9 protein-coding genes and 1 pseudogene are annotated in these 12842 nt (G+C 54.2%); 6 read left to right on the plus strand and 4 right to left on the minus strand.

Features of this window, described 5'->3' with window-relative positions:
- Positions 1-6: 6 nt before the first annotated feature.
- Positions 7-1146 carry an MlaE family ABC transporter permease gene (locus tag AB0A83_RS09280; RefSeq protein WP_367156067.1) on the minus strand — a complete coding sequence of 380 codons (1140 nt, stop codon included), beginning with the start codon at positions 1144-1146 and terminating at the stop codon, positions 7-9.
- Positions 1147-1169: 23 nt separating this feature from the next.
- Positions 1170-3407, minus strand: a complete 2238-nt coding sequence (gene parC / locus AB0A83_RS09285; RefSeq protein ID WP_367156068.1) for a DNA topoisomerase IV subunit A — start codon at positions 3405-3407, stop codon at positions 1170-1172.
- Between the two features lie 340 nt (positions 3408-3747).
- Here parC and AB0A83_RS09290 point away from each other — a divergent pair, with 340 nt between their 5' ends.
- The 3 genes from AB0A83_RS09290 to AB0A83_RS09300 all read left to right on the plus strand — a co-directional run bounded on the left by AB0A83_RS09290 (position 3748) and on the right by AB0A83_RS09300 (position 5838).
- Positions 3748-4404, plus strand: a complete 657-nt coding sequence (locus AB0A83_RS09290) for a PEP-CTERM sorting domain-containing protein (protein WP_150048026.1) — start codon at positions 3748-3750, stop codon at positions 4402-4404.
- A 92-nt stretch (positions 4405-4496) separates the two neighbouring features.
- The gene (locus tag AB0A83_RS09295) at positions 4497-5135 is read left to right on the plus strand and encodes a hypothetical protein (RefSeq protein WP_150048027.1); all 639 of its coding nucleotides are present in this window, start codon (positions 4497-4499) and stop codon (positions 5133-5135) included.
- 205 nt (positions 5136-5340) lie between these two features.
- On the plus strand, positions 5341-5838 hold the full coding sequence (locus AB0A83_RS09300; RefSeq protein WP_367156069.1) for a cytochrome P460 family protein: 498 nt from the start codon (positions 5341-5343) through the stop codon (positions 5836-5838).
- A gap of 212 nt (positions 5839-6050) precedes the next feature.
- On the opposite strand, the gene AB0A83_RS09305 is transcribed toward AB0A83_RS09300, so the two are convergent.
- Positions 6051-6995: a histone deacetylase family protein gene (locus AB0A83_RS09305; RefSeq protein ID WP_367156159.1), complete on the minus strand. Its 945-nt coding sequence runs from the start codon at positions 6993-6995 to the stop codon at positions 6051-6053.
- Between the two features lie 115 nt (positions 6996-7110).
- On the opposite strand from AB0A83_RS09305, the gene AB0A83_RS09310 reads away from it, so the two are divergent.
- From AB0A83_RS09310 to ppdK, 3 genes and pseudogenes are all read left to right on the plus strand, one after another.
- The gene (locus AB0A83_RS09310; protein WP_150048030.1) at positions 7111-7563 is read left to right on the plus strand and encodes an NUDIX hydrolase; all 453 of its coding nucleotides are present in this window, start codon (positions 7111-7113) and stop codon (positions 7561-7563) included.
- A gap of 642 nt (positions 7564-8205) precedes the next feature.
- Positions 8206-8370: pseudogene (locus AB0A83_RS09315) on the plus strand (transposase); the annotation flags it as partial.
- Between the two features lie 455 nt (positions 8371-8825).
- Entirely contained in the window at positions 8826-11558 is a 2733-nt protein-coding gene (gene ppdK / locus AB0A83_RS09320; RefSeq protein ID WP_367156070.1) for a pyruvate, phosphate dikinase, read from the plus strand.
- 19 nt (positions 11559-11577) lie between these two features.
- Here ppdK and AB0A83_RS09325 read toward each other — a convergent pair whose 3' ends face one another.
- Positions 11578-12831, minus strand: a complete 1254-nt coding sequence (locus AB0A83_RS09325) for a diguanylate cyclase (RefSeq protein WP_150048032.1) — start codon at positions 12829-12831, stop codon at positions 11578-11580.
- Between the last annotated feature and the right edge of the window lie 11 nt (positions 12832-12842).

The following is a 12842-nucleotide window of genomic DNA, read 5'->3' on the forward strand; positions in this document are numbered from 1 at the left end:
GGACGGCTAGATACCCAATTGATTGCACAGCAGGGTGATGACAGAGTCGGCCACGACGATGTAGATGATGCTGTCGACCACCGCGGCGGTCGCCGCATCGCCGACGCCGGCGGCGCTGTTTTCGCAGCGCATGCCGCGCATACAGCCCGCGCTCGCGATCAACGCGGCGAATACCAAGCCTTTGAATAAGCCTATCGCCAAATCGTCCAATTGCACCGCTTTGCGGATTTCGTAATAGTACTGAGCCGGAGCAATGTCGAATATCGCCAAGCTGACGATAGCGCCGCCTATGATGCCCATTAAGTCCGCATACAGGCATAACAGCGGCATCATCAGTATCAAACCCAGCATGCGAGGAAAGATCAGAAATTCGATAGGGGAAAGGCCCATGGTCCGTAAGGCGTCGATTTCGCTATTGACCTTCATCATGCCCAATTGCGCGGCATAGGCGGCCCCGGTTCTGCCGGACATGATCACTGCGGTCATCAGCGTACCCATTTCCCTAACGGTGCCTAACGCCACCAAGTCGGCGATATAAATTTGCGCGCCGAACAAGGCCAGCTGCACCGCGCCGACGAACGCCAAGATCAAGCCGACCAATAAACTGATCAAACCGACGATAGGCAAGGCGCCGGGCCCGGCATCTTGAATGGCGATCAGTACGTCCAGCCAACGGAAACGGGCTTTTCCGCCGAATGCGGCAGCTGCAGCCAGCATCAATTCGCCAATGAATTGCACGAATTCGGCGGTATGGTTGGCAAAGTCCACAACGAAGCGGCCGATTTTAGCCGGTGTCGATTCGGGTAGCGATACGCGTTGCGCGTCGCTACGTTCCGGCACCGTCAGGGCGAGTTGCAACAAGGCCCGCAGGCTATCCGGCAATTCGTCCAGCTCGGTGTCTATACCTTTTCGACCGGTGAATTCCAGCAGTTTGAACAGAAAACAGGGCAGACGGCTGTCCCAAGTCGTGACGGTGACTTTAATCTTGAGCGCGCGAGGTTGTCGCCGAGTTAACTCGGCGACATGAGTGTGTATATCCGGAATAGCGCTGCCGGTTTGCCAGTAACCGCTCAAATGCACGATTAAGCTGCCATTTGCGGCGTTTTCGTAGTGAATTCCGGCAGTTAGGGTGGGCGATTCCGGCATGAGCTACACGTTGCTAGAGGGGCTCATTCGCTGGTTGTGTACAGGGCGTCGACTTTTTGAAAGCCTCTGGGCAGTAAATTGCCGCGATTGGCTCTATGACCTGTGTATTGGGCAATGTCCTGGGGTTTCAAGGTCAGGTGGCGTTTACCGGAGACGATTTTCAGTTCGCCGCCGGTTTTGAACGCACACACCGCGACCAGCGCATCTTTGCCGGCCGCCAAATCGGCTGGCGGAATTTGGATCAGCTTGTTGCCTTTGCCCTTTGCCAATTCCGGCAAATCTTGCGCCGGAAAAATCAATAATCTGCCTTGCAAGCTGGCGACGGCGAGCAGCTCGTGTTCGCTCGCAATCGCCGCCGGGCTTATTACACCGGACTTGTCGGATAAGCTCAAAACCGCCTTTCCGGCTTTGTTCTTGCTGAATAACTCCTTCAATTGCACGCGGAAACCGTAACCGGCGCTGCTGCACAGCAAAACCCAATCGTCCGGCTGACCGCTGAACACATCGGTAAACAACGCGCCGGCCGGCGGATTGAGCCGCCCGGTCAACGGTTCGCCTTGGCTGCGCGCGGAAGGGAGGTCGTGGGTGCTGATGGTGTAGACCCGGCCGGTCGAGTCGAGCAGGTAAGCCGCTTGCGTGGTGCGGCCTTTGGCCGAGGACAAATAGCCGTCGCCGGCTCGGTAACTCAGGCTTTCGACCTCGATGTCGTAACCTTTGGCCGCGCGTATCCAGCCTTTTTGCGACAAGATGACGGTCACCGGTTCGTTGGCTATCAATTCGCTGGCGTCCAAGGCCTGTGCTGCGTCGCGTTCAACGATGGGTGAGCGGCGCGCATCGCCGAATTTTTCCGCGTCCCGCTTGATTTCGCTGCGGATCAGCCGGTTCAATAGATGTTCCGAGCCCAAAGTCGCTTCCAACTGCAAACGTTCTTGTTCCAGTTCGTCCTGTTCGCCGCGGATTTTTATTTCTTCCAGCTTCGCCAAGTGACGCAATTTCAATTCCAAGATTGCTTCGGCTTGCAGGTCGGTCAATTCAAAGCGCGCCATCAACACCGGTTTCGGCTGTTCTTCGTGGCGGATAATGGCGATGACCTCGTCGATGTTCAGATAAGCGATCAACAAGCCCGCCAGGATATGCAGGCGCGCCAAGACTTTGTCGAGGCGGTGTTGCAAACGGCGGCGTACGGTTTCGGTCCGAAAACTCAGCCATTCGCTCAATATCTGTTTGAGGTTTTTGACTTGCGGTTTGCCGTTCAGGCCGATCATGTTCAGATTGACCCGGTAATTTTTTTCCAAATCGGTGGTTGCAAATAGGTGCGACATCACGGCTTCGACATCGATGCGCTTGGTTTTGGGGATGATCAACAGCCGGGTCGGATTCTCGTGATCGGATTCGTCGCGCAAATCCTCGATCATCGGCAGCTTTTTAGCCAACATTTGGGCGGCGATTTGCTCCAGCAGCTTGGCGCCGGAAACTTGGTGAGGCAGGGCGGTGATGACGATGTTGCCGTCTTCCCATTCGAATTTGGCGCGCATTTTTACCGAGCCGTTGCCGCAAAGATACAGCTTTTGCAGGTCGGCGGCCGAGGTAACGATTTCAGCGTCGGTCGGATAGTCCGGACCTTTGACGTGTTGCAGCAAAATCTCCATCGGCGTACCGGGATCGTCCAGTAGCTGCAAGCAGGCGTTGGCGACTTCGCGTAAATTGTGGGGAGGAATGTCGGTGGCCATGCCGACTGCGATCCCCATGGTGCCGTTCAATAGCACATTCGGCAGACGGGCCGGCAACAGCGCCGGTTCTTGCAAGGTACCGTCGAAATTATCCGCCCAGTCGACCGTGCCTTGTCCCAGTTCGCTCAACAAGGTTTGCGCGTATGCGGTCAGGCGAGACTCTGTGTAACGCATCGCGGCGAAGGATTTGGGATCGTCCGGTGAGCCCCAGTTGCCCTGACCGTCGATCAAAGGATAGCGGTAAGAAAAATCCTGGGCCATCAGCACCATGGCTTCGTAACAGGCGGAATCGCCGTGCGGATGGTATTTACCCAGCACGTCGCCGACCGTGCGGGCGGATTTTTTATATTTGGCTAACGCGGTCAGGCCCAATTCGGACATTGCATAGACGATGCGGCGCTGCACGGGTTTGAGGCCGTCGCCGATGTGGGGCAGGGCGCGGTCCAAAATGACGTACATGGAATAGTCCAAGTACGCCTTTTCGGTAAAGTCTTTTAGCGGGAATTGTTCGAAATTTTCTAAGACACCCATGGCGAATGATGAGAAGTTAAATAAGCGGTGTTGAGTAAGAGCCGCCGCGCTTCGGCAAGGGTTGGCGGCTTTCGGCCTGTCATTTTACGGCAGTTATTTGCTGTGATTAATCGATTGTTGCATTCAGGGCGATTTTTGACCTGTCGTCATGCCCGCCGGCCATGACGACAGGTTTGTCAGGCTTGACATTAAATACCTGTCATTGCTGTCAGTTTTATGGTTGGAAAGTTAAATGGCTCAAGTTTCCAAGCCTTGAATGCGGAATGCAAAAGGAGAGTGGCATAAATGCTGCTTAACAGCAACCTAAAACTCCAAATTGTTCATTTCAAAGGAAGTCCACGTGAAGATAGCGAAAACACCTCTAGTGCTGCCGGCTTTATTGTCGGTGTTTGCCATTCAACCGGCGGCCGCCAACGTATTAATCGATGACTTTCAAACCTACCAAGAAGTGATCAACGGCGTGGACGGGCCTGTTCACATAAGCGCGACACATACCGATTTAAGCAATTTGGAACGAAGTTTGTCGGCCGCTGCCAATTCGCCATACGAAACCTATGTTGGCATCGATAGCGGTAATTTGGTCGTCAGCACCAACGACCCCGGCTCCACCAGCAGCGCTTCGGTGTTTTATGCATTCGACAGCATAGATTTCTCGTCCATGGCTACGGCATTGTTGTTCAACGTGGACGCGAAAGATGCCGGCCCTATCGGCATCGAGTTTATCGTCAATGCCGGTTCGGTTCATGCGGTTCAAATGATTACGCTTGCCGGGCACTATGCATTCGATTTTGCCGACTTTAGCAATCCGTTAGCGTTTTCCAACGTGCAAAGCTTGGAAATCAAATTTTCCGGAAGTAATGCCTGGGATGCGGCATTTAGTTTGCTCGCCACCGATACCCGTACAGGCTCAACCGTTCCGGAACCGAATATCGCCTTGCTCATAGCAATAGGCTTTGCCGGTTTCGCCGCTAGACGTCAGTCTCAATCGACCATTTAAACCGCGACAATTCATTCATTTCACAGGAAACCTTTATGGCACTCAGCAAATCAAGAAAAACGACTCTCGCCGCATGGGCGTTTGCGATTTTTATGTCTAATTGCGCTAACGCTGGCGATTTCAGCCTAGACGGTTTTACCGATTGGCAATCGGTCAGCGACAAAGGCAATAGCCTAGGGGCTACAGTGGCAACATCCCCTGTATTGGCGGGTTCCGATCTAAGCAATGCCACCCGGACTTTTACGGTTTACGCGACGGATGGCAGCGTATTGAGCAGGCAAACAGTGTTGGCCGATAACGGCGTGTTGTTGATATCCAATTCGATCAAGTCGGCCGGAAGCGGCTCGGTGCAATGGACATTCGATGTGACTGACTTAACGGCGTTCGGCAATGCCATTAGTTTTGCCATAGACAACATCGACTTGTCGTTGGATCTGGAATTAGTGGCTAACGGCAGCTCCAGCTCCGGGGTGCGTTCCGTAAACGGCAGCGGGCAGCAGTTGTTTAAATTCGACGAATTTTCGGACGACTCGGTATTTTTAAACTTAACCAGTTTAAGTCTGAACTTTATCGGTCCTTATGGATTCGATGCCAATATCAGTCCGATAACGCTGGTTAACATTATCGAAAATTCAGGTGGATCGCCGGTTCCGCTGCCGTCCGCTTTTTCTTTGATGGGCGCCATGTTGATCGTTGCCGCCGGCGCTTCGCGTAAAAAACTCGCCGCTTGACCGCTAATCCCTTTCTTTATCTCCTTACAGCCGCGCCACTCGCCGATTAAAAATACCGGCGGGTGGTTGCGACAAGCATCCCCCGATACAGGATTTCCGCTCAAGTCAAGCGAAAATGGCAGTTTTAATGTTAGCCGATCTGCGCGTATCTGGTTAAAATTCCCAGCGCTTCAGTCAACTACTCATACGGATTTAGGAGATTTAGATGAAACCAAGCATGTTCGCAGCAGTTCTATTGAGTATTGCGGCACTCGGTGCCGCACCGTTTGCCGGCGCGGAATCGGTCCCGGCCAATCCGCCGCAACCGGAATTCGGCGCGTACAAAGACTGGCGGGTGATCGGTATTTCCCATCGCCTGGACAAAAAATTGGTGCGGGTGATTTTAGGCAACGATATTGCCATCCAGGCTGCGCGCAGCGGTAGCACCAAGTCTTGGCCGGACGGCACCATTTTAGCCAAGGTTGGTTGGAAAGAATCCAGCCATCCGAATTGGCCACAAGCCGTGGTACCGGGTGAATTCGCTGGGGCGGAAGCCATGGTCAAAGACAGTAAAAAATATGCGCAAACCGGCGGTTGGGGTTTCGGGCATTGGGTTGCCGACCGCCTGGAGATGCACGATCAAGAAAAATCCGCGACGTGTTTCGCCTGCCATACGCCGATGAAAGATGCCGATTACGTGTACACCGTACCGGCCATGAAATAAGTGAGACCTTTTGTGCTGCAAATTTCGGCATTTGTCCGCTTGAGCTGGGTAAGGGGTTAATAACCGAAAATTGAGGCGCCAGCACCATAAGCGCGTGCTCACCCGAACACAGTGGGCACGCGTGGTAATCTGATTAAACCTTAGGGCTAGCAAGCCGAATGAGCGGAGTCGGTTTGCTAGTGTGTTCTGCTCCGCCCGGCCAGAGCACCTATTCAATCCACCGATTCAAGCCCGGCCATTGCCGCCACGTGGGCGGCGACGCTGGCTGGCAAAGCCGTGAGGTTATAGCCGCCTTCCAACGCCGACAGCATGCGTCCATCGCAACAACTGTCGGCTATCTCGACTAATTGTTGCGTGACCCAGGCATAATCGGCTTCGTTCAAGCGTAATGAAGCCAAAGGATCGTCTTTATGGGCGTCAAAGCCGGCCGAGACCAACAGTAACTGCGGCCGAAATTTTCGCACCGCCGGTAAGATAATCTCTTGGTATTTCTCTCTGAAGGCCGTACCGTCGGTTCCGGTGGGCAAAGCCACGTTGACGATGTTGCCCGCGCCGTGCTCCGACGGATGGCCGCTGCCCGGATAATGCGGCCATTGGTGGCTGGAAGCGTACATCACCTGGGGTTGTTGGTAAAACGCCGCCTGGCTGCCGTTGCCATGGTGTACGTCGAAATCCACGATGGCGATGCGTTGTAAGCCATGGTGATGGCGGGCGTACTCGGCGGCAATCGCAACGTTGTTAAACAGACAAAAACCCATCGGATAATTCGGCATGGCGTGGTGGCCGGGCGGGCGCACCGCGCAAAAAGCTTTGTCGGCGTCGCCGCTCATCAGCCGGTCGATTGCATCGCAAACGCTGGCTACCGCTCTGAGTGCGGCTTGTTTGGAGCCGGGCGAAGCGACCGTATCGGCGTCGAAGTGGGTGTATCCTTCGCCCGGCATGCCGTTCAATACCCTGGAAATCATCGCCGGGCTATGAATCAACGCCAGCTTGTCTTCGATGTCGGCCGGAATCTCGGCAGTGGCGCGGCGCAAACTGTTGAACGGCGGCCGCTGCATGACACGCTCTATCGCCCGCAGACGCTCGGCGCATTCGGGGTGGCCGGGGCCGGTATCGTGCAGCAGAAAATCGCTATGGCTGTAGTAAAGCATGGTCATCACCTTTACTCCTTGACGGTCAGAACGAGGCGATAGCTTAGCTCAGCTTAACTGGTTAAACGTTGGTCTAGCGATTAAAATCTTTAACTCCTCCGTCCAACCCAGAGTCAGGATTATGCCTATACCCGTTACCCCGTTGCTTGCCGCCGATATTTTGATCGAATTGGTCGATCATCCGCAACGCCCGTTCGTGTTGATAGAACGTGGCTTCCCTCCCTATGGCTGGGCGGTGCCGGGCGGCTTCGTCGACGTCGGCGAAACGGTAGAGCGTGCCGCAATCCGCGAAGCCAAGGAGGAAACCGGCCTCGACGTGACCCTGATCGCCTTGCTGGGGATTTATTCCAACCCGGAGCGCGACCCGCGCAACCACAGCGTTACCGCCGTATACGTGGCGCAAGCGCACGGCACGCCGGTCGCCGGCGACGACGCGAAAAATTTCGGTTTGTTTAGCTTCGACAATTTGCCGGAACAACTGGCGTTCGATCACGCCATGGTACTTGCCGACTATCAAGCCTATATCAACAGCGGCCGGGTAGCGCCGTTGCGCATAACCGGAAAGGACGAATGATCCGAGTCAGCATTTCGTATCCTCATCATCCGGGCCGGACGCTACGACATGGATTTACGATCTGCAGACGCACACGCCGATGGCAATCCTGCTTGACGTCCGCCTGGGTTCAAGGGTAGGTTAGGGGCCGCGCTGTCCGGCTCTGAGCCTGCCTTCGTCGCAATGTGCCATTTTTTGTGGCTATTTGCATTCTGAGCTTGGAATCAAAGCCACTGGGATGTAATGTTAAGTCCAGTTTGGTTTGGTTGGATTTCAGTGCTCGGAAAATTCACCGTTCGGTAGGGCAAGGCATGATCGTCTTGTCCCGACCCTTTTCTGACTTCGGCGCCTTCGACTTTAATGATCGCAGTAAAATGCATACCTGTCGTTCAAGATTATTTGCAATGCTTGATTGGGAGAGTAGCGACAGCCCTTAGCTTCTTGGGTTATTCGCTCGTTTCTCCGGCAATGCAAACATTTTACTCATCCGAGCTTCGCTCAAAGTCGCCGCCGGGAACGTGAGCGACGTGGCCGAAGCCGGCCATTTGCTGCACGGAAGAACAATTCGTGCAGGGCGCGCCGGCTATCAAGGCTTGGACCAACCCCGAGATGCCGACCGAAAATCCACCGGCCTGTGTCATTGCGATGCGCCCTGGCAAACTGGCCAGCCGCCGGGCCAAAGTCGAGCACGTGTTTCGGGACATTAGAGCCCGGTTTGGTTACGCCAAAAATCGCTATCGCGGTTTAGCCAAAAACGCCGCTCGATTAACCTTTTTGACCGCGATTGCCAACGTGCTGTGCGGCGATGCTATGAACGTCGCTGCCTGATTGCGTCGGAAATTTGAAAATAGGCCAGGAAAGGGGCTTGTTTGCGAGAGCAACAGGCTGCTTTGATGAAAATACGCTCGATTATTGAAGTTTTTGACCCATCTTAAGAAATGCTGTCGCTCAAAACGACAGTTTTTCAGAGGTTCCTTAATCGTTCTATTTTTGTGTCATTGTCGATAGGCGACTATGACTGGTAACGATCAAATAGCTGTCATTGAAACAGATCGAATGATAGACCGCAATGGGTCGTAACAAACCGATTATGCTTCTCTCAACCAAACTATGAATTTTCCGGCGGCGAAATTCCAAGCGTTTGATTGACCCAATGATTATAGTCCGCGGCCGCTCTTGCAGCCATTAGTCAAAATGTCGGCTGATCTTGGCTCAAACGGCCGATATACCCTGCACAAACTACTATAATTCCCCCAGTTTCCCCTAACTTTCCGAGGTCAGTGATGAACCCGCAATTTAGCTTTGCATTTGATAAAGGTGATGGAAAAAACAAAGCATTACTGGGTGGCAAGGGTGCCAACCTGTGCGAAATGACCCAGTTGGGCTTGAACGTGCCGCCCGGGTTCGTGATCACCACGGCGACTTGTTTGCAATATCTGGAAAACAAGCAATTGCCGGCAGGCTTGATGGAGGAGGTGCGTTGGCAAATCGGCCAAATCGAGCAAACTACCGGCAAACAATTCGGCGGCGCCAGCGAGCCGTTGTTGGTCTCGGTGCGTTCCGGTTCGGCGATTTCCATGCCTGGGATGATGGACACGATCTTGAATCTGGGTTTGAACAAGCAGACATTGGCTGCCCTGATCGAGATGACCGACGACCCCCGTTTCGCATACGACGCCTACCGGCGCTTCATTCAATTGTTCGGCAAGGTCGCCTTGGGCGTGGAGGACGAAAAGTTCGACGTGCACTTCAATGCGGTCAAGCGCAACGCCGGTATCAAGGCGGACGTCGCGCTGAATGCCGATCAGTTGCAGGAAATCAGCGAGCTGTTTTTGCAAGTGGTACACGAGGAAACCGGGCAGCCGTTTCCGGAAGATGTGTACGAGCAATTGGAAATCGCTATTAAGGCCGTATTCAACTCTTGGTTGGGAAAACGCGCCATCGATTACCGGCGCGAATTTCACATCACGCCGGCTATAGCCAACGGCACTGCGGTCAACATCGTGACCATGGTGTTCGGCAACATGGGCGACGATTGCGCGACCGGGGTCGGTTTTACCCGTAATCCGGGTACAGGCGTCAACGAGATGTACGGCGAATACTTGGTCAACGCCCAAGGCGAGGATGTGGTGGCCGGGATTCGCACCCCCAAACCGGTGCACGAAATGGCCAAAGAGATGCCCGAACAATACCGGCAATTGGTGGAGTTGCGCAACAAGTTGGAAGCCCACTACCGGGAAGTGCAGGATTACGAATACACCATAGAACGCGGCGTGTTGTATTGCTTGCAAACCCGTAACGGCAAAATGAACGCGACGGCCATGGTGAAAACCTCCATCGACATGGTGCACGAGGGCTTAATCGACAAAGATAAGGCTTTGCTCAGAATCAATCCGGAACTGCTCGAACAGTTGTTGCATCCGCAATTGGCTTCCGACCACGGGCGCGAACCGATCGCCCGCGGTTTGCCGGCGTCGCCCGGCGCGGCCTGCGGCAAATGCGTATTCGACGCCGATACCGCGGTCAGATGGGGTAAGGCCGGGGAAGACGTGATTTTGGTGCGCGAAGAAACCAAACCCGAAGACATCCACGGCTTTTTCGCCGCGCAAGGGGTGTTGACCAGTCGCGGCGGCAAGACGTCGCACGCGGCCGTGGTGGCGCGCGGCATGGGCAAGGCCTGCGTGGCCGGTGCGGAAGATATTCGGGTGGACGTGCGCACCCGCTTGGCCGTGGTCGGCGACATACAAATCAGCGAAGGCGATTTGATTACCATAGACGGCGGTACCGGTTGTATCTACATGGGGCGTATTCCCACCATAGCGCCCAAGTTTTCCGAGGATCTGAAAACCTTGCTCAGCTGGGCCGACGACACCGCGCGCTTGCGGGTGCACGCGAACGCCGACACGCCGGAGATGGCGCGCTTGGCCGCCAGTTACGGCGCCAAGGGCATAGGTTTGTGCCGGACGGAGCGTATGTTCAATGCAGTCGACCGGCTGCCGTTGGTGATCGATATGATTTTGGCTAGAGATACCCAGGAACGGGAAGCCGCGTTAGCCAAGCTGTTTCCGATTCAGCGCGACGATTTCCGGCAATTATTCGAGGCGATGTCGCCTTATCCGGTGACCGTGCGCTTGCTGGACCCGCCGATGCACGAATTCCTGCCGAACGAACATCAGCTGTTGGAGGAAATCGACGCCCTGAAGCACTATTTGACCATCGTCAAAGGCCAAAGGGTTACCTTGGAAACCCTGCACGGCCATGCGGATTTGCCGGCGCCGTTCCACTTGTTGAACGAGGAAACCATACTGGAAGCGATTGGGAAAAAGGAAATGATGCTGGCCAAGGTGCTGGAATTGTTCGAGGTCAACCCGATGCTGGGCCATCGCGGCGTGCGCTTGGGCATGAGTTATCCGGAAATTTACCGGATGCAAATTCGCTCCATTCTGGAAGCTGCCGCTATCTGCACCAAACAGCGTATTCCGGTAGAGCCGGAAATCATGGTGCCGCAAGTCATTACCGCGCAAGAGCTTAAAAAAGTTAGGGAGTACGTCGATCAAATCCGGGCGGAAGTCGAAGCGCAGTACAAAATCGATTTGAACTTTAAATTCGGCACGATGATAGAGACGGTTCGCGCTTGTACCCGAGCCGATCGCTTGGCGGAATACGCGGCATTTTTCTCGTTCGGGACCAACGACCTGACGCAAGCGACGTTTTCGTTTTCGCGCGAAGACGCGGAAAACAAATTCCTGCCTTTATACGAAGATTCCGGTTTGTTGCAGGACAACCCATTCGAAACATTGGATATATTGGGCTTGGGTAAGCTGATGAAAATGGCCGTGGAATTGGGGCGAGAACAACGGCCGGATTTGAAAGTGGGGATTTGCGGCGAACACGGCGGCCATCCGCGTTCGATAAAGTTCTGTCATCAATTGGGTCTGAACTACGTGTCGTGTTCCGCGCCGCGGATACCGGTCGCCCGATTGGCCGTGGCGCATGCGGAACTGTCCGGCCGATAAAGGCCGGAGATGGTCAAACTTATTGCGTAGTCAACGGTTTACATGGTTCGTATCCGGCGTATTTTGCGACTTGATTACGGCCGGAGTGTTTTGCGGTATACAGGGCTTGATCCGCATACAGCATCAAGTCCGCGCAATTTCGGTCTTCTTTGGGTATCAACGTTGCCACGCCTAAGCTGATCGTGACGTAAGCGGATATTTTCGAATCCGGATGGGGTAAATGCATACTCTCTACCGCTTGGCGCATCACTTCCGCCAGCTGGTAGATTTGCTCGTTATCGCAGGCGGCGACTACGCAAAATTCCTCGCCGCCGTAACGGGCGATCAAATCGCCGGAGCGTCTGAAAAAACGGCGCAAGGTCTTGGCTACCGTGCGTAAACATTGATCGCCTTCGGCATGGCCTAAACTGTCGTTATAAGCTTTGAAAAAGTCTATGTCGATCATGATCATAGATAATGGATACCCGTGTCTGGCCGCGCGTTTCCATTCCTTGCGTAAAAAGGCGTCGTAATAACGCCGGTTAGGCAGCAGGGTTAAGGCATCCAGGTAAGCCAGTTGCAGGTGAGATTTTGCTTTGTGTAAGCGCTTGTTGAGTCTGGATTGCGTCCAATAGGCAAACAACACGGCAACCAAACCGGCAGCTGCGATGAGTAGATGCGCCCGTTTCAAACGCTCTATACGGTCGGCGACAAAGCTATCGATATTGGCGGCCGGAATACTGACGCTGATGCCGCTGCGAAGATTGCCGGCGGGAGGGCATGTTGAACAGTTTTGTTCCGATTCAAGCGGGGCCATATAGCGGTAATAGGCGACACCGCCGATGTCGCTTAGCGATTTATATTCGCTCCGGCCGTTTTGTAGGGCGTGTAAAGCAGTACGTTCCCATTCGTCGACGGTATTTTCCGGGAGCGAGGGCTCTAACCGGGTAATGTGAAACTGGATGCCCGAATGACCGTGCTCCAATTCGGCAAGTTGCTGGGTCATATAGCCGGGAGCAATGAGAGTAAGCTCGCCGACATCGGAGGCTATGATGGTGCTTTCGTTAGTTTGTAAATTAGGGTCCGGCGGATTTTGTGCGGTAACCGGTGCGTAAACGCCGCCGTGCCGGGCATTCCATTCGCGCATCAGCAGAATGTGATGAAAAAACATTTCAGCCTGTTTATAGGCAATCTTATCGGCGTACTGTTTGTCGTCTTCGGCTTGGTAATAATAAGCACTGCCTACAATGAGTAACCAAAGCGGTATAAACACCGCAAAACCAGCGTCTTTCATGGTTAACGTCG

The organism is Methylomonas sp. HYX-M1, from assembly GCF_040741385.1.
GTDB lineage: Bacteria > Pseudomonadota > Gammaproteobacteria > Methylococcales > Methylomonadaceae > Methylomonas > Methylomonas rhizoryzae.